General features: G+C 67.1%; 24 protein-coding genes. 10 read left to right on the top strand and 14 right to left on the bottom strand.

What is annotated here, in order from left to right; translation table 11 throughout:
- Nucleotides 1-2: 2 nt before the first annotated feature.
- The 8 genes from hscA to uvrB form a co-directional block, all read right to left on the bottom strand.
- Nucleotides 3-1,859 carry a Fe-S protein assembly chaperone HscA gene (gene hscA, locus HZ992_RS08110; protein ID WP_209386157.1) on the bottom strand — a complete coding sequence of 619 codons (1,857 nt, stop codon included), beginning with the start codon at nucleotides 1,857-1,859 and terminating at the stop codon, nucleotides 3-5.
- 4 nt (nucleotides 1,860-1,863) lie between these two features.
- Entirely contained in the window at nucleotides 1,864-2,382 is a 519-nt protein-coding gene (hscB, locus tag HZ992_RS08105; RefSeq protein WP_209386156.1) for a Fe-S protein assembly co-chaperone HscB, read from the bottom strand.
- Nucleotides 2,383-2,447: 65 nt separating this feature from the next.
- On the bottom strand, nucleotides 2,448-2,771 hold the full coding sequence (iscA, locus tag HZ992_RS08100; protein WP_209386155.1) for an iron-sulfur cluster assembly protein IscA: 324 nt from the start codon (nucleotides 2,769-2,771) through the stop codon (nucleotides 2,448-2,450).
- Between the two features lie 11 nt (nucleotides 2,772-2,782).
- On the bottom strand, nucleotides 2,783-3,187 hold the full coding sequence (gene iscU / locus HZ992_RS08095) for a Fe-S cluster assembly scaffold IscU (RefSeq protein ID WP_209386154.1): 405 nt from the start codon (nucleotides 3,185-3,187) through the stop codon (nucleotides 2,783-2,785).
- A 21-nt stretch (nucleotides 3,188-3,208) separates the two neighbouring features.
- Nucleotides 3,209-4,429 carry an IscS subfamily cysteine desulfurase gene (locus tag HZ992_RS08090; RefSeq protein WP_209386153.1) on the bottom strand — a complete coding sequence of 407 codons (1,221 nt, stop codon included), beginning with the start codon at nucleotides 4,427-4,429 and terminating at the stop codon, nucleotides 3,209-3,211.
- A 29-nt stretch (nucleotides 4,430-4,458) separates the two neighbouring features.
- On the bottom strand, nucleotides 4,459-4,992 hold the full coding sequence (locus HZ992_RS08085; RefSeq protein ID WP_209386152.1) for a Fe-S cluster assembly transcription factor: 534 nt from the start codon (nucleotides 4,990-4,992) through the stop codon (nucleotides 4,459-4,461).
- A 167-nt stretch (nucleotides 4,993-5,159) separates the two neighbouring features.
- Nucleotides 5,160-5,645 (bottom strand): low molecular weight protein-tyrosine-phosphatase, encoded by a 486-nt coding sequence (locus HZ992_RS08080; protein ID WP_209386151.1) that lies wholly within the window; start codon nucleotides 5,643-5,645, stop codon nucleotides 5,160-5,162.
- A complete protein-coding gene (gene uvrB / locus HZ992_RS08075) occupies nucleotides 5,642-7,765 on the bottom strand; it encodes an excinuclease ABC subunit UvrB (protein ID WP_209386150.1) in 2,124 nt (707 codons plus the stop codon). Before uvrB ends, HZ992_RS08080 begins: the two co-directional genes overlap by 4 nt.
- A 99-nt stretch (nucleotides 7,766-7,864) precedes the next feature.
- Here uvrB and HZ992_RS08070 point away from each other — a divergent pair, with 99 nt between their 5' ends.
- From HZ992_RS08070 to HZ992_RS08030, 9 genes are all read left to right on the top strand, one after another.
- A complete protein-coding gene (locus HZ992_RS08070; protein WP_305848842.1) occupies nucleotides 7,865-9,076 on the top strand; it encodes an amino acid aminotransferase in 1,212 nt (403 codons plus the stop codon).
- A 146-nt stretch (nucleotides 9,077-9,222) separates the two neighbouring features.
- A complete protein-coding gene (locus HZ992_RS08065) occupies nucleotides 9,223-10,527 on the top strand; it encodes a polyhydroxyalkanoate depolymerase (RefSeq protein WP_209386149.1) in 1,305 nt (434 codons plus the stop codon).
- Between the two features lie 7 nt (nucleotides 10,528-10,534).
- Nucleotides 10,535-11,203 (top strand): electron transport complex subunit RsxB, encoded by a 669-nt coding sequence (gene rsxB / locus HZ992_RS08060; protein WP_245213394.1) that lies wholly within the window; start codon nucleotides 10,535-10,537, stop codon nucleotides 11,201-11,203.
- Nucleotides 11,204-11,210: 7 nt separating this feature from the next.
- The gene (gene nth / locus HZ992_RS08055) at nucleotides 11,211-11,843 is read left to right on the top strand and encodes an endonuclease III (RefSeq protein ID WP_209386147.1); all 633 of its coding nucleotides are present in this window, start codon (nucleotides 11,211-11,213) and stop codon (nucleotides 11,841-11,843) included.
- Between the two features lie 28 nt (nucleotides 11,844-11,871).
- Nucleotides 11,872-12,531: a GAF domain-containing protein gene (locus HZ992_RS08050; protein WP_209386146.1), complete on the top strand. Its 660-nt coding sequence runs from the start codon at nucleotides 11,872-11,874 to the stop codon at nucleotides 12,529-12,531.
- A gap of 86 nt (nucleotides 12,532-12,617) precedes the next feature.
- Nucleotides 12,618-12,836 (top strand): DUF904 domain-containing protein, encoded by a 219-nt coding sequence (locus HZ992_RS08045; protein ID WP_209386145.1) that lies wholly within the window; start codon nucleotides 12,618-12,620, stop codon nucleotides 12,834-12,836.
- On the top strand, nucleotides 12,833-13,135 hold the full coding sequence (locus HZ992_RS08040) for a cell division protein ZapA (protein ID WP_209386144.1): 303 nt from the start codon (nucleotides 12,833-12,835) through the stop codon (nucleotides 13,133-13,135). Before HZ992_RS08045 ends, HZ992_RS08040 begins: the two co-directional genes overlap by 4 nt.
- 234 nt (nucleotides 13,136-13,369) lie before the next feature.
- A complete protein-coding gene (locus tag HZ992_RS08035) occupies nucleotides 13,370-13,846 on the top strand; it encodes an EVE domain-containing protein (protein ID WP_209386143.1) in 477 nt (158 codons plus the stop codon).
- Complete coding sequence (locus HZ992_RS08030; RefSeq protein WP_209386142.1) at nucleotides 13,843-14,607, top strand: fumarylacetoacetate hydrolase family protein; 765 nt, start codon at nucleotides 13,843-13,845, stop codon at nucleotides 14,605-14,607. The genes HZ992_RS08035 and HZ992_RS08030 overlap by 4 nt, the downstream gene beginning before the upstream one ends.
- A gap of 16 nt (nucleotides 14,608-14,623) precedes the next feature.
- Here the strand turns inward: HZ992_RS08030 and HZ992_RS08025 are convergent, their stop codons facing one another.
- The 5 genes from HZ992_RS08025 to HZ992_RS08005 are packed head-to-tail and all read right to left on the bottom strand — an operon-like array spanning nucleotide 14,624 to nucleotide 20,273.
- Nucleotides 14,624-15,634 carry a 2-dehydropantoate 2-reductase gene (locus HZ992_RS08025; protein WP_209386141.1) on the bottom strand — a complete coding sequence of 337 codons (1,011 nt, stop codon included), beginning with the start codon at nucleotides 15,632-15,634 and terminating at the stop codon, nucleotides 14,624-14,626.
- 7 nt (nucleotides 15,635-15,641) lie between these two features.
- A complete protein-coding gene (locus tag HZ992_RS08020) occupies nucleotides 15,642-17,153 on the bottom strand; it encodes a tripartite tricarboxylate transporter permease (RefSeq protein WP_209386140.1) in 1,512 nt (503 codons plus the stop codon).
- Nucleotides 17,154-17,162: 9 nt separating this feature from the next.
- On the bottom strand, nucleotides 17,163-17,672 hold the full coding sequence (locus HZ992_RS08015; RefSeq protein ID WP_209386139.1) for a tripartite tricarboxylate transporter TctB family protein: 510 nt from the start codon (nucleotides 17,670-17,672) through the stop codon (nucleotides 17,163-17,165).
- A gap of 37 nt (nucleotides 17,673-17,709) precedes the next feature.
- Nucleotides 17,710-18,717: a Bug family tripartite tricarboxylate transporter substrate binding protein gene (locus HZ992_RS08010; protein ID WP_209386138.1), complete on the bottom strand. Its 1,008-nt coding sequence runs from the start codon at nucleotides 18,715-18,717 to the stop codon at nucleotides 17,710-17,712.
- A gap of 32 nt (nucleotides 18,718-18,749) precedes the next feature.
- A complete protein-coding gene (locus HZ992_RS08005) occupies nucleotides 18,750-20,273 on the bottom strand; it encodes an acyl--CoA ligase (protein ID WP_209386137.1) in 1,524 nt (507 codons plus the stop codon).
- 243 nt (nucleotides 20,274-20,516) lie between these two features.
- On the opposite strand from HZ992_RS08005, the gene HZ992_RS08000 reads away from it, so the two are divergent.
- A complete protein-coding gene (locus tag HZ992_RS08000; protein WP_209386136.1) occupies nucleotides 20,517-21,335 on the top strand; it encodes a sulfite exporter TauE/SafE family protein in 819 nt (272 codons plus the stop codon).
- Nucleotides 21,336-21,358: 23 nt separating this feature from the next.
- Here HZ992_RS08000 and HZ992_RS07995 read toward each other — a convergent pair whose 3' ends face one another.
- The gene (locus HZ992_RS07995) at nucleotides 21,359-22,399 is read right to left on the bottom strand and encodes a GGDEF domain-containing protein (protein ID WP_245213393.1); all 1,041 of its coding nucleotides are present in this window, start codon (nucleotides 22,397-22,399) and stop codon (nucleotides 21,359-21,361) included.
- Between the last annotated feature and the right edge of the window lie 21 nt (nucleotides 22,400-22,420).

Raw genomic sequence — 22,420 nt, 5'->3', positions numbered from 1 at the left:
GCTCAGACTTCCTCGACGCGCTTGCCGGCCAGGGCCTGGGCGGATCCGCGATTCATTCGTTCGGCGGCGAAGGCCTCGGTGCGCTGGGCCAGCGCTTCGACGGCCGCGTCGATGTGGTGGTGGTCGGCGCTCTCGCGCGCGGCCTGCACGGCCGCCATCTCGGCTTCGATGGCCCGGCGGTCGTCGGCCGAGAGCAGGTCGCCGTCCGCGTCGAGCGCGGCGCGAAGGGCCAGCAGCAGCCTCTCGGCCTCGACGCGCGACTCGCGCAGGCTGCGCTCGAGCATGTCCTGCTCGGCGGTGGTGAAACTCTCGCTGAGCATGCGCGCAATGTCCTCGTCGGCCAGGCCGTAGCTCGGCTTGACGGTGATGGCGGCCTGCACGCCGGAGCCTTCCTCGCGGGCGCTGACGCTCAGCAGTCCGTCCGCATCGACCTGGAAGGTGACGCGGATGCGCGCCGCGCCCGCCACCATCGGCGGGATGCCGCGCAGCTCGAAGCGCGCCAGCGAGCGGCAATCGGACACCAGTTCGCGCTCGCCCTGCAGCACGTGGATGGCCATCGCCGTCTGGCCGTCCTTGAAGGTGGTGAAGTCCTGCGCGCGTGCGGTCGGGATGGTGCTGTTGCGCGGGATGATGCGCTCCACCAACCCGCCCATGGTCTCCAGGCCCAGCGACAGCGGGATCACGTCGAGCAGCAACAGTTCTTCCGCACCGGCGTTGCCGGCCAGGCTGTTGGCCTGGATGGCGGCGCCGAGTGCCACCACCTCGTCGGGGTCGAGGTTGGTCAGCGGCGCCATGCCGAACAGTTCGCCCACGGCAGCCTGCACGCGCGGCATGCGCGTCGAACCGCCGACCATCACAACACCCTTCACCTCGTCCTTGCCGACCTTGGCATCGCGCAGGACCTTGCGCACGGCAGCCAGGGTTCGCGCCACCAGCGGCTCGGTGAGTGCCACGAACTCGTCGCGCGTGATGCGCACGTCGAGATCGCCGCCGGACAGCGGGCTGGCCAGCGTGGCGTGATCGGCCTGCGACAGCTTCTCCTTCGCGGCGCGGGCGGCGGCGAGGATGGCGCGCTTGTCCTGTGGCGTGGTGGCCACCAGCCCCGCACGCTGCAGGGCATGCTCTGCCAGGGCCGCATCGAAGTCGTCCCCGCCCAGCGCCGAATCGCCGCCGGTGGCCACCACCTCGAACACGCCGGCCGACAGGCGCAGCAGCGAGATGTCGAAGGTGCCGCCGCCGAGGTCGTAGACGGCATACAGCCCTTCGGAGCTGTGCTCCAGGCCGTAGGCGATGGCGGCTGCCGTCGGCTCGCTGATCAGGCGCAGCACGTTCAGGCCGGCGAGCTGTGCCGCGTCCTTGGTGGCCTGGCGTTGCGCGTCATCGAAATACGCCGGCACGGTGATCACGGCACCGAACAGCTCGTCGTCGAAGCTGTCCTCCGCGCGCTGGCGCAACGTGGCCAGGATCTCGGCGGACACCTCGACCGGCGACTTCTCGCCGTCGACCGTGCGCAGCTTGAGCATGCCCGGCGCATCGACGAAGTCATACGGCAGCTTGTCGCGCCCGGCAATGTCGGCCAGCCCGCGGCCCATGAAGCGCTTCACCGAGACGATGGTGTTGCGTGGGTCGAGCGCGGCATCGGCCAGCGCGGTCGCGCCGATCTGGCGCTTGCCCTGCGGCAGGTAGCGCACGGCGGATGGCAGGATCACGCGGTCGTGTTCGTCGGGCAGGCATTCGGCCACGCCGTGTCGCACCGCGGCCACCAGCGAATGCGTGGTGCCCAGGTCGATGCCGACGGCGATGCGGCGCTGGTGCGGGTCCGGCGTGCCGCCGGGTTCGGAGATCTGGAGCAGTGCCATAGAACTATTGTCCCAGCGCCTCGAGGCGGCGATCGACGTCCTCGGCAAAGCGCTCGACGAACATGAGGGCTCTGACCTGCTGTGCTGCGGCGACCGCATCCTGCTGATCGTCGAGCAGTTGCTGCAGCCGCTGCAGCGCGCCCTTGCGATGCGCGCCAACCGCTTCGGCCAGCGCCTCGACCTGCGGCAGCGTGCGCGCCTCGTCGAGCGACTCGCGCCATTCCATCTGCTGCATCAGGAAGGCGCCGGGCATCGCGGTGTTGTTCTCGGCGTTGATCGGCTGGCCGGCCAGTTCGCACAGGTAGGCCGCGCGCTTGAGCGGGTCCTTCAGGCGCTGGTAGGCCTCATTGACGCGCACCGCCCATTGCACCGCCACACGCTGGGCTGCGGCGCCGTCGGCGGCGAACTTGTCGGGGTGCACTTCGGCCTGCAAAGCACGCCAGCGGTCGTCGAGTGCTGCACGGTCCTGCGCGAAGCGCTGCGCCACGCCGAACAGGTCGAAGTCGTTGTCGTCCAGCTTCATGGTGGCAGCGGTCGGAGAAACAAAAACGCGGCTTGACGCCGCGCCTTCGGGTCGGCGGGAGGCGGTCAGACGCGGAACGACTCGCCGCAGCCGCAGCGGTCCTTCTCGCGGGGGTTGTGGAACTTGAAGCCCTCATTGAGGCCTTCGCGCACGAAGTCGAGTTCGGTGCCGTCGATGTAGGGCAGGCTCTTCGGGTCGACCAGCACCTTGACGCCGTGGCCCTCGAAGATCACGTCCTCGGGCGCGAAGTCGTCGGCGTACTCGAGCTTGTAGGCCAGGCCGGAGCAGCCGGTGGTCTTCACGCCCAGCCGCACGCCCACGCCCTTGCCGCGTTTGCTCAGGTAGCGCGTCACGTGGCGCGCTGCCGCTTCGGTCAGGGTGACTGCCATGGGAATGCTGATCAGTGCGTGGGGCCGGACGGCTGAGCCGACTTGGCCTTGTAGTCGTTCACCGCCGCCTTGATGGCGTCTTCGGCCAGGATCGAGCAGTGGATCTTCACCGGCGGCAGCGCCAGTTCCTCGGCAATGTGAGTGTTCTTGATGGTCAGCGCCTCGTCGAGCGACTTGCCCTTGACCCACTCGGTGACCAGCGAGCTCGAGGCGATCGCCGAGCCGCAGCCGTAGGTCTTGAACTTCGCGTCCTCGATCAGGCCGGTGACCGGGTTGACCTTGATCTGCAGCTTCATCACGTCGCCGCAGGCCGGTGCGCCGACCATGCCGGTACCCACCGTTTCGTCACCCTTCTCGAAGGAGCCGACGTTGCGCGGATTCTCGTAGTGCTCGACGACCTTTTCGCTGTATGCCATGGTGCTTCTCCAACAACTCGTTCAGTGTGCCGTCCACTGGATGGTGCTGATGTCCACACCATCCTGGTACATCTCCCACAGCGGGGACAGCTCGCGCAGTTTGGCGACGCGGTCTTTCAGCGTGCTGACCACGTAGTCGATCTCTTCTTCGGTCGTGAACCGGCCGATCGTCATGCGCAGGCTCGAGTGCGCCAACTCGTCGCTGCGGCCCAGGGCGCGCAGCACGTAGCTCGGCTCCAGGCTCGCCGAGGTGCAGGCCGAGCCCGAGGACACGGCGATGCCCTTGATGCCCATGATCAGCGACTCGCCCTCGACGAAGTTGAAGCTCATGTTCACGTTGTGAGGCACGCGCTTCTCGGCGTGGCCGTTCAGGAAGGTCTGCTCGATGTCCTTCAGGCCGTCGATCAGCCGCTTGCTGAGCATGCGGATGCGCTCGCTCTCGGTGCCCATCTCTTCGCGGGCGATGCGAAAGGCCTCGCCCATGCCGACGATCTGGTGCGTGGGCAGCGTGCCCGAGCGCATGCCGCGCTCGTGGCCGCCACCGTGCATCTGCGCCTCGATGCGCACCGCGGCTTTGCGGCGCACGTACAGCGCGCCGATGCCCTTCGGGCCGTAGGTCTTGTGCGAGGCCAGGCTCATCAGGTCAACCGGCAGCGTCTTCAGGTCGATGGCGACCTTGCCCGTGGCCTGCGCCGCGTCGACGTGGAAGATGATGCCGCGCTCGCGGCACATCGCGCCGATGGCCGGGATGTCCTGGATCACGCCGATCTCGTTGTTGACGAACATCACCGAGACCAGGATGGTGTCGGGGCGCATCGTCGCCTTGAGCTTGTCGAGGTCGAGCATGCCGTCTTCCTGGACATCGAGGTACGTCACCTCGAAGCCCTGGCGCTCGAGTTCGCGCATCGTGTCGAGCACGGCCTTGTGCTCGGTCTTCACGGTGATCAGGTGCTTGCCGCGCGTCTTGTAGAACTGCGCCGCACCCTTCAGCGCGAGGTTGTTCGACTCGGTGGCGCCGGAGGTCCAGACGATCTCGCGCGGGTCGGCGCCGATCAGCTCGGCCACCTGCTCGCGCGCCTTCTCGACAGCCGCTTCGGCCTCCCAGCCCCAGGCATGGCTGCGCGACGCCGGGTTGCCGAAATGCTCGCGCAACCACGGGATCATCGCGTCCACCACGCGCTGGTCCACCGGGTTGGTGGCGCCGTAGTCCATGTAGATGGGGAAGTGCGGGGTCATGTCCATGAAACGCAGCGCTGCCAGAGAAGGTGGGTTTACTTGTTGAAGGCGTTGCCGAGGGCAAAGACCGAGTTGGGCGCGGTGACCTTGATCGGCTTGACGACCGGCTGCGAGGAGATGGCGCGCTTGACCGGATGCTCCTCGATGGAAACGCCCTTGGCGATCTGCTCGTCGACCAGCTTCTTCAGCGACACCGAGTCCAGGAACTCGATCATCTTCGAGTTCAGGCTGGCCCACAGGTCGTGCGTCATGCACTTGCCGCTGTCCTCGCCCATGCAGTCGGTCTTGCCGCCACAGCCGGTGGCGTCGATCGGCTCGTCGACCGCGACGATGATGTCGGCCACGGTGATTTCCTCGGCCTTGCGGCCCAGCGAATAGCCGCCGCCCGGGCCGCGCGTGCTCTCCACGAGTTCGTGGCGGCGCAGCTTGCCGAACAGCTGTTCCAGGTAGGACAGCGAAATCTGCTGGCGCGCGCTGATGGCAGCCAGGGCCACGGGCCCGGTGTGCTCACGCAGCGCCAGGTCGATCATGGCGGTCACGGCAAAACGGCCCTTGGTGGTCAGTCGCATCTCTATCTCCTAAAGCCGGCATCGGCACGAGGGGTTCTGGAATCCAGGCACGAGGCACTCGACGCTGTCCGGCTGTTCGCCGGTCGAACCCTCGGCTATCTCCGAGTGGTTCAGTCAAGTATACCTGAAGCCGACTGATTTGGTCGAGATTGGCGAGGGAAGTTCCCTCAAGCCGCGCCTTGCTGGCGGCGCAGCATCGTGACCAGCCCGTCGCACGCGTCCTCGACCAGATCGAGCACCTCCTCGAAGCCCTGCGCCCCGCCGGCGTAAGGATCGGGCACGACCGGGCTGTCGTGCAGCCGGCAGTGTTCGGTGAGCCGCCCCAATTTGCGCCGGTACGGCGGCGGGCAGCGATCTTCCAACAGCGCGAGATTATCCCAGTCCATGGCCAGGATCAGGTCGAACTGGTCGAAATCGGCGTCGACGACCTCGCGGGCTCGCAAACCGGCGAGGCTGTAGCCGCGGCGTGCCGCGTGCGAGGTTGAACGATGGTCGGGCGGAGAGCCTGCGTGCCAGGCATGCGTGCCGGCCGAATCGACGCTGACCGTGTCGCCGAGGCCGGCCGCCTGCAGCTTGTGGCGCAACACCGCCTCCGCCGTCGGCGACCGGCAGATATTGCCCATGCAGACCATCAGCACGCGCCGGACCGTCATGCCGCGTCCTTGCCCGCCACGAGCGGCACGACGTTGACGTCGTGCCCTGCCGCGCCGAAGGCCTGCTCGCGCAGCAGTGCGAGCTGGTCGCGCACGCGTGCCGCCTTCTCGAACTCGAGGTTGCGCGCATGGTCGAGCATCTGCTTCTCGAGCAGCTTGATGCGCTTGGCCAGGTCCTTCTCGCTCATTGCCTCGACGGCGGCCGCCTCCGTGGCGGACTTCAGGTCGTCCTTGGCGTTCTTCTCTCCATAGACGCCGTCGATCAACTCCTTGATCTTCTTGTTGACGCTGCGCGCCACGATGCCATGCTCGACGTTGAAAGCCAGTTGCTTGGTGCGCCGGCGCTCCGTCTCGCCGATGGCCTTGCGCATCGACTCGGTGATCTTGTCGGCGTACAGGATGGCGCGTCCGTTCAGGTTGCGCGCCGCGCGCCCGATGGTCTGGATCAGGCTGCGTTCGGCACGCAGGAAGCCTTCCTTGTCGGCGTCGAGGATGGCCACCAGCGACACCTCGGGGATGTCGAGCCCTTCGCGCAGCAGGTTGATGCCCACCAGCACGTCGAAGCTGCCCAGTCGCAGGTCGCGCAGGATCTCCACGCGCTCGACAGTGTCGATGTCGCTGTGCAGGTAGCGCACCTTGACGCCGTTGTCGCTGAGGTAGTCGGTGAGCTGCTCGGCCATGCGCTTGGTCAGCGTGGTGATCAGCACTCGCTCGTTGAGCTTCACGCGCAGGTGGATCTCCTGCAGCACGTCGTCGACCTGGCGGCTGGCCGGGCGCACTTCCACCTCGGGGTCGACCAGCCCGGTGGGCCGCACCAGCTGCTCGACCACCTGGCCCGCGTGCTCCTGCTCGTAGGCGGCCGGCGTGGCCGAGACGAAGACCGCCTGGCGCATCTTCTTCTCGAATTCCTCGAACTTCAGCGGCCGGTTGTCCATCGCGCTGGGCAGGCGGAAGCCGTATTCCACCAGCACCGACTTGCGCGCGCGGTCGCCGTTGTACATGCCCCCGAACTGGCCGATCAGCACATGGCTCTCGTCGAGGAACATCAGCGCGTCCGCCGGCAGGTAGTCGACCAGCGTGGGTGGCGGCTCGCCCGGCGCGGCGCCCGACAGGTGCCGCGTGTAGTTCTCGATGCCCTTGCAGTGGCCCACCTCCTGCAGCATCTCGAGGTCGAAACGGGTGCGTTGCTCCAGGCGCTGCGCCTCGACCAGCTTGCCCGCCTTCACCAGCTCGTCCAGGCGCTCGCGCAACTCGGCCTTGATGGTCTCGATGGCCGCGACGACGCGGTCGCGAGGTGTCACGTAGTGGCTTGACGGGTAGACGGTGAAGCGCGGGATCTTCTGGCGGATGCGGCCGGTCAGCGGGTCGAACAGCTGCAGCGTCTCGATCTCGTCGTCGAACAGTTCGATGCGGATGGCCAGCTCCGAATGCTCTGCCGGGAACACGTCGATGGTGTCGCCGCGCACGCGGAAGGTGCCGCGCGAGAAGTCGGTCTCGTTGCGCTGGTACTGCATGCGGATCAGGTGCGCGATCACGTCGCGCTGACCCAGCTTGTCGCCCACGCGCAGCGTCATCACCATGCGGTGGTAGTCGGCCGGGTTGCCGATGCCGTAGATCGCGCTGACGCTGGCCACGATGATCACGTCGCGCCGCTCGAGCAGGCTCTTGGTGGCAGACAGGCGCATCTGCTCGATGTGCTCGTTGATCGAGCTGTCTTTCTCGATGAACAGGTCGCGCTGCGGCACGTAGGCCTCGGGCTGGTAGTAGTCGTAGTAGCTGACGAAGTACTCCACGGCGTTCTTCGGGAAGAACTCGCGGAACTCGGCATACAGCTGCGCGGCCAGCGTCTTGTTGGGTGCGAACACGATCGCCGGGCGGCCCAGGCGCGCGATCACGTTGGCCATCGTGAAGGTCTTGCCGGAGCCGGTCACGCCCAGCAGGGTCTGGTAGCTCAGGCCATCCGCGATGCCCTCGACGAGCTTGTCGATGGCGGCCGGCTGGTCGCCCGCCGGCGGATAGGGCATGAAGAGCTGGAACGGCGAATCGGGAAAGCTCGCGAACTCGCCCGCAGGCGCCTCCACGGGCGCCTCAGCGGAGCGGACTTCGGACAAGTCGGCCATGGCGGATAAAATCTCCGGGTTAACCCACCTCGCTCGAACGCAAGGCAATCGAACAGGTTAACGGAAAACACCGCCCCGCTCTACTGACAAGGACTGACCATGTCTTCGCCCTCCCCGTCGATGTTCGCCGCCGTCGAACTGGCCCCGCGCGACCCGATCCTCGGCCTGAACGAACAATTCGCCTCCGACCCGAACCCGGCGAAGGTCAATCTCGGCGTGGGCGTCTACTACGACGACGACGGCAAGCTGCCCTTGCTCAAGTGCGTGCAGGAAGCCGAGAAGCTGATGATGGAAGCGCCCAAGGCGCGCGGCTACCTGCCCATCGACGGCATCGCCGCCTACGACAAGGCCGTGCAGGGCCTGGTGTTCGGTGCTGACAGCGCCGCGGTGAAGGCCGGCCGCATCGCCACCGTGCAGGCGCTCGGCGGCACCGGCGGCCTGAAGCTGGGCGCCGATTTCATCAAGCGCATCAACCCCGGTGCCAAGGTGCTGATCAGCGACCCAAGCTGGGAGAACCACCGCGCGCTGTTCGAAAGCGCCGGCTTCAAGGTCGAGAACTACCCTTACTACGACGCCAAGACGAAGGGCGTCGACTTCGCCGGCATGCTTGGCGCGCTGAATGCTGCGCCGGCGGGCACCGTCGTCGTGTTGCATGCCTGCTGCCACAACCCGACCGGCTACGACATCAGCGCCGACCAGTGGTCGCAGGTCGTGCAGGCGGTCAAGGCACGCGGCCTGGTGGCCTTCCTCGACATGGCTTACCAGGGCTTCGGCGAAGGCATCGCCGAAGACGGCGCGGTGATCGGCCAGTTCATGGACGCAGGGCTCGACTTCTTCGTCGCCACCAGTTTCTCGAAGAGTTTTTCGCTGTACGGCGAACGCGTCGGTGCGCTCAGCGTGGTTTGCGAGTCCAAGGACGAAGCCGACCGCGTGCTGAGCCAACTGAAGCGCGTGATCCGCACCAACTACTCCAACCCGCCCATCCATGGTGCGCAGGTCGTTGCGATGGTGCTGACCACGCCGGCGCTGCGCGCCATGTGGGAAGAAGAACTCGCCGGCATGCGCGTGCGCATCAAGCAGATGCGCCAGGCGCTGCAGACCAAGCTCGCCGCAGCCGGCGTCAAGCAGGACATCAGCTTCATCACCCGCCAGAAGGGCATGTTCAGCTATTCCGGGCTGAACAAGGAGCAGATGCAGCGTCTTCGGGGCGAGTTCGGCATTTATGGCGTCGATTCAGGCCGGATCTGCGTTGCGGCACTGAACAGCAAGAACATCGACGCCGTCGTCTCGGCGATCGCCAAGGTGTCCTGACCCCCGGGGTTGTCACCCCGGCGACACACGAGGGGCGCGATTTGCGCCCCTTTTTTGTGCTCAGTCGGGATATCCCTGTGCGCCAGCAGACAGCACCATGAAAGCAACGTACCTAGAATGCTGCATCGCACCAAGAGGGCTTGATCATGCTGTATCAGTTGTATGAGACCCAGCGCGCCATGCTGAGCCCGTTCGCCGAGTTCGCCAGCGCGTCGTCCAAGCTGTACAGCCACCCGCTGTCGCCGTTTGCGCACACACCGATGGCCGACCGCGTATCCGCCGGCCTGGACTTGATGCACCGCCTCTCCAAGGAGTACGAGAAGCCGCAGTTCAATATCGGCACCGCCAACGTGGGTGGCGTCGACGTCGCCGTGCAGCAGCAGGTGGCGATGGAGAAGCCGTTCTGCCGTCTGCTTCGCTTCAAGCGCTTCACCGACAACCTGCGGGCGTTGTCGCAGATGAAGGAGCACCCGACGGTGCTGATCGTGGCGCCGCTGTCGGGCCACCATTCGACGCTGCTGCGTGACACCGTGCGCGCACTGCTTCGCGACCACAAGGTCTTCATCACCGACTGGACCGACGCGCGCATGGTTCCGCTGGACGCCGGCCCGTTCCACCTCGACGACTACGTGACCTACGTGCAGGAGTTCATCCGCCACATCGGGCCGGAAGTGAACGTCATCTCGGTGTGCCAGCCCACGGTGCCGGTGCTCGCCGCGATCTCGCTGATGGCCAGCAACGGCGAGGTCACGCCGCGCACGATGACCATGATGGGTGGCCCGATCGACGCCCGCAAGAGCCCGACCGCGGTGAACAACCTGGCGATGAACAAGAGCCACAACTGGTTCGAGCACAACGTCATCTACCGCGTGCCGGTCAACTACCCCGGCTCCGGGCGCGCGGTGTATCCCGGTTTCCTGCAGCACAGCGGCTTCGTGGCGATGAACCCGGACCGCCATCTCAGCTCGCACTACGACTACTTCCTCGACCTCGTGCGCGGCGACGGCGACAGTGCCGACTCGCACCGCGAGTTCTACGACGAGTACAACGCCGTGCTGGACATGCCGGCCGAGTACTACCTCGACACCATCAAGACAGTGTTTCAGGACTTCGCGCTGGTCAATGGCACTTGGCAGGTCAACGGCCAGTTGGTGCGCCCGCAGGACATCAAGACCACGGCCCTGCTGACCATCGAAGGCGAGCTCGACGACATCTCCGGCGCCGGCCAGACGCGTGCGGCGCACGAGCTGTGCACCGGTATCGCGAAGACGCGCCAGTTCCACTACGACGCGGTCGGAGCGGGCCACTACGGCATCTTCTCCGGCCGCCGCTGGCGCGAGAAGGTCTACCCCGAGGTGAAGCAGTTCATTGCCTCGCACCAGAACGATGCTCCGGCGGCTTCCCGGCCGCGTGCAGCGCCAGCCAAGAAGGTCAAGTCGCGCGCCCGATAATCGCGCGGTGCCCGACACCGCCGACCTCGCCCGCCTGATCGACGACGCCCTGCCACAGACGCAGTGCACGCGCTGCGGCTATCCCGATTGCGCCGCCTACGCGCGCGCGGTCGCGGCCGGAGAGGCGGGCATCAATCAGTGCCCGCCCGGCGGCCAGGAGGGCGTGGTGCGGCTGTCGGCCTTGACCGGCCGCCCGACCCTGCCGCTAGACCAGGCCCGTGGTGTCGAGGGGCCAATGCGGTTGGCCGTGATCGACGAAGCCTGGTGCATCGGCTGCACGCTGTGCATCAAGGCCTGCCCGGTGGATTGCATCGTCGGTGCGCCCAAGGTGATGCACACGGTGATCGAATCGCAGTGCACCGGCTGCGAGCTGTGCATTCCCGCCTGCCCGGTGGACTGCATTGCTCTGGTCGACACGAGCGGCAGCCGTACCGGCTGGTCGGCCTGGAGCGCCGGGCAGGCCGAGGCAGCCCGTGAGCGCTACGCCTTCCGCGCCATCCGGCTCGAGCAGGCCGCGCGCGACAACGAGGCGCGCCTGGCGGCCAAGGCCCACACCAAGCTGGCCGACTTGCCGAGCCACACCCGCCACACCGACCCCGAGGTGATCGAGCGCAAACGCGCCGTCATCGAGGCGGCGCTCGAGCGTGCCCGCGCACGCCAGCGGCCGCAGGAGTAAACCGCCGATGGACGCCCGACTGATCGAGCCATTCTTCGCGACGCTGGAGCGTGCCAATCCGCACCCGGTCACCGAGCTCGAGTACACGAACGTGTTCGAACTGCTGGCCGCCGTGCTGCTGTCGGCCCAGGCCACCGACGTGGGCGTGAACAAGGCCACGCGGCGCCTATTCCCGCTCGCCGGCACGCCGCAGCGCATTCTCGAGCTCGGCCTGCCGGCGTTGACCGAGCACATCCGAACCATCGGGTTGTTCCGGACCAAGGCGAAGAACCTCTATGAAACCTGCCGGCTGCTGGTCGAACGCCATGGCGGCGAGGTGCCGCGCACGCGCGAGGCGCTGGAGGCCTTGCCCGGCGTGGGCCGCAAGACCGCCAACGTGGTACTCAACGTCGCCTTCGGCGAACCGACCATGGCGGTGGACACGCACATCTTCCGCGTCGCCAACCGCACCGGGTTGGCGCCCGGCCGCAACCCGCTCGAGGTGGAGCGACAACTGCTGGACCGTGTGCCCGGCGCCTACCTCGTCGACGCCCATCATTGGCTGATCCTGCACGGCCGATACGTCTGCCAGGCACGCCAGCCGCGTTGCGCCGAATGCAGCGTCTCGGCCTACTGCGACTCGGCACCGAAATCCGCCTGAATCGCGCCGGAACCTGCAAGACCTTGCAGTGTCGCGGCGGCAGGGGAAGAACCAGAATGCGGCCATGCCCGATGTCAAAGACATCCAGGAGATCTGCGGTCGACTCGACCGCGGAGAGATCGACCGCGACCTGTTCTTCGAGCAACTTACCCGCGCCGTCAGCGACCTGATCGGCTGCACGCGCGCCGGCGTCTGGATCTTCGTGGACACCGCCGAAGGGCGGGCGCTGCGGTGCATGGCCATGTACGACAGGCGGGTCGATCGCATCGTCGGCGCCACCGACATGCTCAATGCGGCGGCCGGCCCCTACTTCGAGACTCTGGTGGCCGATGGCTGCGTGGTCGCTTCCGATGCACGCTATCACCCCGCCACCTCGGTATTCCGCGACAACTATCTGGTGCCGCTGGATCTTCACTCGGTGCTCGATGTCTGCTTTTCGGTCAACGGCGTGCCTTTTGGCACCTTCAGCTGCGAACAGGCCGGCGCACCGCTGGTGTGGTCGCAGCGGCAGATACAGATGCTGCGCCAGATCGGCTCGCGGGCCAGCCTGGCGCTGCTGAATGCGGCCAATGCGCACACCGACACGCAGCCTGCGGCGCTGTGGGAGCCCAGCTCTCCCAATCGGTTGCTGACCATGCCTGCGCCGCTCGATCCGGACGAGGACGATGCCCACCGCGGCACGACGTGACGCGCTGCACGCCCGGCGCGTGCATCGCCCCGGCCGGCGCTTCGCCGGAGCCTACAATTCCCGCTCCGCCCACCTCTTCGTGCGCCATGCCCAAGCTCCAGGATCTTGCGGAACGGGTCGATCGCCTGCTGCTGAGGCACCAGGAACTGCAGCGCACGAATGCGCTGCTGGAGCAGCAACTCGCCTCGGTGACGCAGGAACGCGACAGCCTGCGCTCGCGCCTGAACGCGGCGCGCGGCCGGATCGACTCGCTGCTCGAGCGCCTGCCGGCGGAAGCCGGCGATGCCCCGGGGAGCGCTACGTGAAGCAGATCGAAGTCACGATCATGGGCCAGAGCTACATCCTGGGCTGCCCCGAAGGCGGCGAGACTTCTCTGCTGGAAGCCGTGGGCAGTGTCGACCGCGAGATGAGCGCCATTCGCGATTCGGGCAAGGTCAAGGCGCGCGAACGCATCGCGGTGCTGGCTGCTCTGAACCTGGCATTTGCGCTGGCCGAGCGGCCGCTGCCTGCCGCAGCCGCAGATGGCTCGGCCGAACCGGTCGACGTGGACGCGCTGATCCGCCGGCTCGATCAAGCCCTTGGCGCCGACGGTCAATTGCTCTGATCGCGCGGCGAGCGCGGCGTAGAATGATTCGGTCCGTCGCGTTCGCGTGAGTCTTATATTTCCTTGAACCTATGCTCTTGCGAGCTAGGGCTTGGAACATCGCCTGGCAGGTGTGATCGTCTCGCGTCAGATGAACCCGAAGCCTCGCTGACCTCGCCCACCTGAACCCTGGGTTCAGGAATGCGGCTCCCGGTTCGTGGCGGACACCTTCTTCCTTCGAGCACCGCGAGCCCGATGTCTTTCTGGTTGATGAAAAGCGAGCCCGCCGAGTGCTCCATCGACGACCTCGCCTCGGCCGCGGGCCAGACGGTGCCCTGGTTCGGCGTTCGCAACTTCCAGGCGCGCAACTTCATGCGCGACGCCATGCACATCGGCGACGGCGTGCTCTTCTATCACTCCTCGTGCGCCGAGCCCGGCGTGGCAGGGCTGGCTGAAGTGGCCAGCACGGCCTACCCTGACGCCACGCAGTTCGATGCGAAGAGCCCCTACTTCGACCCGAAGTCGCAGCCCGAGGCGCCACGCTGGCTGCTCGTGGACGTGAAGCTGCGGCGCAAGACCTCGCTGCTGCCGCTCAAGCGCATGCGAGAGCTTCCCCAACTGCAGACGATGACACTGCTGCGCCCGGGCAACCGGCTGTCGATCACGCCGGTGACGCCGGCGGAGTGGAAGGCCGTCATGGCCCTGCTCGACCAACAGGACAAGACACGATGAAATGGATGCGTTGTCGCCAGGGCGGACGTGAGCTCTTCGGCCTGCTCGAGGGCGATCAGCTCGCCGTACAAGAGGGCGATCTGTTCGGCGCGGCGCGGCCTACCGGCGAGCGCGTCGATCTCGCCGATGCCCAGTGGCTCATGCCCTGTCGCCCGGGCAAGATGCTCGCGCTGTGGAACAACTTCCGCGCCGCGGCCGAGAAGAACGGCTGGGCCATCCCCGCCGAGCCGCTGTACTTCGTCAAGACGCGCAACAGCTTCGCGGCACACGGCCAGGCCATCGCCGCGCCGGCTGCGGAAGTCGGCCGCGTGGCCTACGAGGGCGAACTGGCCATCGTGATCGGCCGCCGCGCGAAGAACGTGTCGATCGAACAAGCTGCCGCGCACATCTTCGGCTACAGCTGCGCCAACGACCTCACCGCGATGGAACTGCTGCAGCGCGACCCGAGCTTCCCGCAGTGGACGCGTGCCAAGGGCTTCGACGGCTTCGGCGTGTTCGGCCCGGTGATCGAGACCGACTTCGACCCCGCGAAAGCCTCGCTGCACACCGTGGTCGGCGGCCGCGAGCGGCAGAACTACCCGCTGGCCGACATGATTTTCACGCCGCACGAACTGGTGTCGCGGATCTCGCACGACATGACGCTGGAGCCGGGCGACGTGATCCTGTGCGGCACCTCGCTGGGTGTGCTGCCGATGAAGCCGGGCACCACCGTCGAGGTCGAGATCGACGGCATCGGCCGGCTGGTCAATACCTACGGCTGAGACGCCGGCGTCCGCCTCAACCCAGCGGCTGCACCGCGAGCCGGCCGCGCTGAGCAGTCAGCGTGGACGAAAGCAGGCTGGTCGCGGCATAGACCGCATCGATGGTCGGCGTGGGCGTCCCGGTGATGCGGCCGAGCTCGACGACCGACCCGACCAGCGCCTCGAGCTCGAGGGCGCGGCCATGCTCGACGTCCTGCAGCATCGAGGTCTTGTGGGCGCCCACCGCCTCGGCCCCGGCGATACGCTGCTCAAGCGTGATCTTGAAGCGCACGCCGAGCGCCTCGGCCACCGTTTGCGCCTCGCGCATCATCGACGCGGCCAACGCGCGCGTCGGGCCAAAACGGCAGATCTGCTCCAGCGTGGCATGGGTCAATGCCGAGATCGGGTTGAAGCTGAGATTGCCCCACAGCTTGACCCACAGCTCGCTGCGGATGTCGCGGCTCACCGGCGCCTTGAAGCCGGCGCGCATCATCGTCTGCGAGAGTGCGTCGATGCGCTCGCTGCGCCCGCCGTCGAGTTCGCCGAGCGTGAAGCGGTTGCCTTCGATCACCTTCACCACGCCGGGCTCGACGAGTTCGCTGGCCGGGTAGACCACGCTGCCGATGATGCGTTCGGGCTCGATGTGCTCGGCGATGACGCCGCCGGGATCGACGCTGTCCAGCCGCCGGCCCTCATAAGGGCCGGCCAGCTTGTGGAAATACCACCACGGGATGCCGTTGATCATCGTCACGACCATCGTCTTCGGCCCGAACAGCTCGCGCAGCCCAGGCAGCACGTCACGCACCTGGTGCGCCTTCAGCGTGATCAGCACGGCGTCCTGAGGTCCGGCCTCGGCCATGTGCTGCACGGCGCGGGCCGTCGGCGCGTGTTCCTCGGTGCCGTCTTCCAGGATGAGCCGGAAGCCGCGTGCGTTGATCGCCTCCAGGTTGCGGTTGCGCGCGATGAAGGTGACCTCCTCGCCGGCACGCGCGAGCTTGGCGCCCAGGTAGCCGCCGATGGCTCCGGCACCGACCACCGCGATCTTCATCTCGTCCTCACTTCGCTTGCGTGTACTCGCGCGAACGCAGGTGCTTGCGCGCGATGCCCCACAGGGGCGAGACCAGCATGACCAGCGCCAGCAGCACGATGCCGCCGACCAGCCCGTTGGACCAGAAGATCGCCAGGTCGCCCTGCGACAGCAGCATCGCCTGGCGGAAGCTGGCTTCGGACATGTCACCCAGCACCAGCGCCAGCACCAGCGGCGCAAGCGGGTACTTCAGCTTCTTGAACAGGTAGCCGAGCACGCCGAAGACCAGCATCATCGCCACGTCGAACATCGAGCTGTGCACCGTGTAGGCGCCGATCGCGCAGATGACGATGATCACCGGCGCGATCACCGAGAACGGGATGCGCAGCAGCGCAGCCCACCACGGCACCGTGGTCAGCACGACCAGCAGGCCGACCAGGTTGCCCAGGTACATCGAGGCGATCAGGCCCCAGACGAAGTCCTTCTGCTCGATGAACAGCATCGGCCCGGGCTGCAGGCCCCAGATCAGCAGGCCGCCGAGCAGCACCGCCGCCGTCGGTGAACCCGGGATGCCCAACGTCAGCATGGGCAGCAGCGCCGAGGTGCCGGCCGCGTGCGCGGCGGTCTCGGGTGCGACCACGCCCTCGAGCGCGCCCTTGCCGAACGACTGCGGGTCCTTCGAGAAGCGCCGCGCCATGCCATAGCCCATGAACGAGGCCGGTGTCGCGCCGCCCGGCGTGATGCCCATCCAGCAGCCGATGGCGGTGGAGCGCAGGAACACCTTCCAGTGCTTGCCGAGTTCCTTCCAGGTCTGCCAAACCACCTTGGGATTGATGCGCGCGCTCTTGCCCTTGAAGGCCAGGCCCTCCTCCATGGTGAGCAGGATCTCGCCGATTCCGAACAGGCCAATCACCGCGATCAGGAAGTCGAAGCCCTTGAGCAGTTCCGGCTGGCCGTAGGTCATGCGCAACTGGCCGGTGACGCTGTCCATTCCGACGGCGGCCAGCGCGAAGCCGAGCATCATCGCGGCGATGGTCTTGGCTGGAGGCTCCTTGCTCATACCCACGAAGCTGCAGAAGGTCAGCAGTTGCACGGCGAAGAACTCCGCCGGGCCGAACTTCAGCGCGAACTTGGCGAGCACCGGTGCGAGGAAGGTGATCAGCACCACCGCGAAGAAGGCGCCGACGAAGGACGAGGTGAACGCCGCGGTGAGCGCCTGCGCCGCCTTGCCCTGCTGCGCCATCGGGTAGCCGTCGAAGGTGGTGGCCACCGACCAGGGCTCGCCCGGGATGTTGAACAGGATCGAGGTGATCGCACCGCCGAACAGCGCACCCCAGTAGATGCACGACAGCATGATGATCGCCGAAGTCGGGTTCATGCTGAAGGTCAGCGGCAGCAGGATGGCCACGCCGTTGGCACCGCCCAGGCCCGGCAGCACGCCGATCAGCACGCCCAGCACGATGCCCACCAGCATGTACAGCAGGTTGGGCAGCGTCAGCGCGATCGAGAAGCCGTGGAGGAGATTTCCGAGTTCTTCCATCGCCACGCCTCAGAGACCGAAGGCGCGCTCGAGCGGCCCCTTCGGCAGCAGCACCAGGAACCAGCGCTCGAAAACCAGGAAGAACGCCAGCGGCACGGCCACCGACACGGCCACCGTCACCGGCCAGCCATAGCGGCCATGGCGGCGCATGAAGTAGGCGATCAGCAGGAACGATGCGACGTAGATGCCGATGCCGGCAATCAGCGCCACGTACACGACCATCGGCACGAACACGGCGAACACCATGCCGATCTGCTCGCGGCTGGCGAACTCCGTGCGCGTGGCGCGCCAACTGAGCAGCGCGCGCACGAGGATGTAGCCGCTCGAGCCGAGCAGCATCAGCCCGATGTAGAAGGGAAAGTAGCCCGATCGCGGCCCGTCGTCGGCCCAGCCGATGCCCACGCGCAGGCTGTCGCCCACCACCAGCGCGCCGATCGCGAACAGGAAGGCGGCGACGCCGACCTCCGGCCCTCGGCTGCCGACGACGCTCGCGTCGTCGGCTCCCTTCTCCTGCGTCATGAGAGCTCCTTGGCCCGATTCGTTGCCGGGCGGGGTATCAGTTGGCCACGAAGCCCGCTTCCTTCATCAGCACACGATGCATCTGCTCGTTGCGTGCCAGCCAATCGAAGTAGTCCTGGCCGCTGAGCGCCGTCTGTCGGAACGCCCCCTTGTCCATGAAGTCCTTCCATTCCGGCAGTGCCCGCACCTTGGCGATCAGGTCGGTGTAGTACTTGACCTGGTCGGGCGTCACGCCCGGCGGCATGAAGATGCCGCGCAGCATCACGTACTCGACCGGGATGCCGGCCGAAGCGCAGGTCGGCAGGTCGGCCCACGATTGGCTGGCCGTCACCTTGGCGGTGTACGGGAGCTTTTCCTTGTCCATCACGCACAGCGCGCGCAGCTTGCCGGCACGCCAATGCGACTCGGCCTCGATCGGGTTGTTCACCGTCGAGTCGATGTGCTTGCCCACGAGTTGCACGGCCACGTCGCCGCCGCCCTTGAACGGGATGTAGGTGATCTTCTTGCCCGCCGCCTTCTCGAGCATGACGGTGATGATCTGGTCTTCCTGCTTGGAGCCGGTGCCGCCCATCTTGAACTGATTCGGCGTACCGGCCTTGATGGCGTCGAAGTAGGCCTTCGCCGTCTTGTGCGGCGACTCCTCGTTGACCCACAGCACGAACTGGTCGAGTGCCAGCATCTGCACGGGCGTCAGGTCGCGCCAGTTGAACGGCACGCCGGTGGCCAGCGGCGTGGTGAACAGGTTCGACAGCGTGATGACGATCTTGTGGGCGTTGCCCTTGTCGCCCTTCACGTCGAGGAAGCCTTCCGCACCGGCGCCGCCCGACTTGTTGACGACCACGATCGGCTGCGATGTCAGCTTGTTCTTCGCGGCCACGCCCTGGATGAAGCGGGCCATCTGGTCAGCCCCGCCGCCGGTACCGGCCGGCACGATGAACTCGATCGGCTTGCTCGGCTCCCAGGCCGCCGCGCCGAGGCTGGCGCAGGCCCCGGCAATCACCAGCATCGCGGCCCGCAGGCCCTTGAGAGGAAGTGCAGTCTTCATTCGAGAGTCTCCTTGTGGTCAGAACCTGTGGGTCAGCCCAGGCCGAGCTTGGCGGCCAGCCCGATGCGCTGCAGCTTGCCCGTGGCCCCCTTCGGGATCTCGGGCATGAAGAGCACCTTCTTGGGCACCTTGAAGTCGGCGGCGCGCTGCGCCACGAACTCCTGCAATTCGCGTTCCGTGGCCTGCTGGCCTTCGCGCAGCACCACCACGGCGGCGACCTCTTCGCCGAGCTTCGGGTGCGGCATGCCGAAGCAGACCACCTGGGCCACCGCGGGGTGGTCCATGAGAATTTCGTCGACCTCGCGCGGGCTGATCTTCTCGCCGCCGCGGTTGATGATCTCCTTCAGGCGGCCGGTGATCGAAACGTAGCCTTCGGCATCCATCACGCCCTGGTCGCCGGTGCGGAACCAGCCGTTGTGGAAGGCCTCTGCATTCGCCTTCGGGTTGCTCTCGTAGCCGGCCGTGACGTTCGGTCCGCGGATGACGATCTCTCCGGTCTCGCCGCGCGCCAGCAACGCGCCGTCCTCGGACATGATCGCCACCTCGGGGCCGGCAGCCTGCCCGACCGTGCCCGGCTTGCGAAGCGCCGGCGGAAGCGGGTTGGAGCACATCTGGTGCGTGGCCTCGGTCATGCCGTAGGCCTCGATCAGCGGCGCGTGGAACACCTCCTCGAGTTCGCGGATCACCTGAGGCGGGATCGACGACGACGACGAGCGCAGGAAGCGCAGCGGATTTCGCGCGATCACGTCGGCGCTGCGCGAGGCCCGGCCGAGGATGGCCTGGTGCATCGTGGGAACCGCCGTGTACCAGGTGGGCTTGGCCTCGTCCATCCAGCCGAAGAACTTCAGCGCATTGAAGCCCGGTGTGCAGAACACCTGCGAGCCGGCCGACAGCGGGGCGAGCACGCCAGCGATCAGGCCATGGATGTGGAACAGCGGCATGATGTTCAGGCCGCAGTCCTTCGAACTGAACTGCAGCGTGCGAGCGATGTTCGACGCCGAGGCCGCCAGGTTGCCCTGCGACAGCGGCACGATCTTCGGCCGCGACGTGGTGCCCGAGGTGTGCAGCACCATCGACACGTCTTCAGGGGCCGCGTAGCCACCGTTCGTGGCGGGCGCTGCGGCGCCAGCCTGGCGCGGCTCGAGCATGAAACTGCCGGCCGGCGACGCCGCATCGCTGACGAGGTCGATGATCGGCACGCCGAGCTTCACCGCCACGTCCACCGCCGGTGAGGCACTGCCGCGCCCGACGATCAGCGCCTTGGCGTTCAGGTCGGAGAGGTAGAACTCGAACTCGTCGGCCCGGTAGGACGGATTCAGCGGTGCGCTCGCCACGCCGTTGGCGCAAGCCAGGAAACAGGTGGCCATCTCGGGGCCGTTGTCGAGCACGATCGCCACGCGGTCGTTGCGGCCCAGGCCCAGGCCGTTCAGCCGTGCCAGCGTGGCATCGATCAACAGGCGCAGAGCGCCGTGGCTCAGTGTCGGACGTCCCGGCGCCGACACCGCGGCCGCCGCTTCGGCGCCTTGCGCCAGCAAGTCCTTCAGGGTGCGAGACATGAAGTTCCTCGAATCAAAAGTCAGGGCCCGCCGCCCTTTCGGGCGGCGCGCAACAAAGGGGCGCGGGGTTACTCGCGGCCGGATACCCGGCTGATGGCAGGGCTGGCTGGCGGGCCATGATGCTGGCCCAGACCGCAGGTGGCTCGGTTATAGCGCGAAGGCATCGAGGGCACAATCCAGTATCGTCCTCACGTGTTGCCGAGCGGAGCATCTCCCGTCGCGAGGCCCGAAGAATCCTCGCCGATGCCGCTGCCCTCGCCCACGCTCCTGATCGAACTGCTCGTCCTCGGTGGATGCACCGGCTTCCTCGCAGGGTTGCTGGGCATCGGCGGGGGCATGCTCATGGTGCCCTTCGTCACCCTGATCATCGGGGCTCGCGGCGTGGAGCCCGGACTCGCCGTGAAGATGGCCATCGCCACGTCGATGTCGACCATCCTGTTCACATCGATCTCCAGTCTGCGTGCACACCACAAGCGGGGTGCCGTGCGCTGGGATCTGGTGCGCGGCATCGCCCCTGGCATCGTGATCGGCTCGCTGCTGGCGGGTGCCGGCGCGTTCTCGTTGATCAAGGGCGCGGCGCTCGCGGTGCTGTTCGCTGTCTTCGTCGGCTTCTCGGCCACGCAGATGCTGCTCGACCGCAAGCCCGCGCCGTCGCGAAGCATGCCCGGGCCGCTGGGCCAGGGCGCGGCGGGCGCCGGAATCGGCTTCCTCTCCGGCCTGGTCGGCGCGGGCGGCGCGTTCGTCTCGGTTCCCTTCATGGCGTGGTGCAATGTTCCGATCCACAACGCCGTGGCCACCAGTGCGGCGCTGGGATTCCCGATTGCGCTGGCGAGCACGGTGGGCTACGTGATCGGCGGATGGAACCTGCCGCCGGCCCTGCCCGGCGCCGTGGGCTATCTGTACGTGCCGGCGTTGCTCTGCATTGCCGTCGCGAGCGTGAGCACGGCGCCGCTGGGCGCACGGGCGGCGCACAGCCTCGACATGCGACAACTCAGGCGGGTGTTCGCGCTGATGCTGTACGCGCTGGCGGCGTACATGCTCTACAAGGGACTGGCGGGATGAGCCGCTGGCGCGAGCCGCCGGGGCTATTCCAGCGCGAAGCGGATGCTGGCCAGCGTGACGTGGTTGCCGCCGCGCTTGCGCGCCTCGGCGAGCGCAGTCTCTGCCGCGCCGACCAGATCGTCCTGCGTGTGCGCGGTGTGCGGAAAGCTCGCCACGCCCATCGAAACCGTGAAGCCGATGTTGCGCCCCTGCAGCACGACGATCTGGGTGGCGCACTGGCGACGCAGGCCTTCCATGCGCGAGTGCGCCGTGGCCAGCCCGACGCCCGACAGCAGCACGGCGAAGCGTGAGTTGTCCAGGCGGCACGAGGCATCCATCGCCCGCGTGTTGCCGCGCAACAGGCGCCCGAGCGCCTCGAGAATGCGCGTATGGGCTTCGGTGCCCATGGCCTTGACCTCTTCGGAAGGCGGGTCGAGCGCGATCGACACCAGTGAGAACTCGCGGTGCTCGCGTGACGAGAGGTCGACTTCGCGTCGCAACTGGTCCTCGAAGTGCATCTTCTGGTAGAGCCCCGTGACGTTGTCGCGCAACGTCTGGTCTTGTGTCTCGCGGCGCAAGGCCTCGGCGGCCAGCTGCTGCTGCTCGAGTTGCGCCAGCGCCTGCTGAAGTTGCGCCTCGCGCTGCCTGTGTGCCGTCAGTTCCGTCCAGAGGCTGCAGATCAGCTTTGGCGTGCCGTCTGCCGAAGACAAGCCGACGCGCGCCACGTTGAACTCTCGCCTGGCCCCGCCGATATCGAGGCGATGCTCGGTCAATGCGCCGCGGGACATGGCCAGGGCGGCGTGCTCCGCCGTGCGCAGCGCCGGCCATTGAGCCGCTTCCAGCCATTGCGCATCGGCCGTGCCGATCATCTTGTCGGGCGTGGTACCGAACAGGGCCGCCAGGCGCCCGTTCACGTGCCGGTACTGCGATGTGGCCACGTCCTTCACGCCGAAGGGCAACTCCAGCCGTTCGATCAGTTCGAGCAGCGCGGCGCTCATTTCACCTTCGCTGGAACGCAACGCCGCCAGCACACTGCCGGCCGGTTCGGCGCGCGGCAGGCTGGAAGGCGAGGTGACTTCGGTCATCGGAATTCTTTCGCGGGTTCC

It is taken from the genome of Rhizobacter sp. AJA081-3 (assembly GCF_017795745.1).
Taxonomy (GTDB): Bacteria; Pseudomonadota; Gammaproteobacteria; order Burkholderiales; family Burkholderiaceae_C; genus Piscinibacter.
This window is presented reverse-complemented; position numbering and strand designations above follow the sequence as displayed.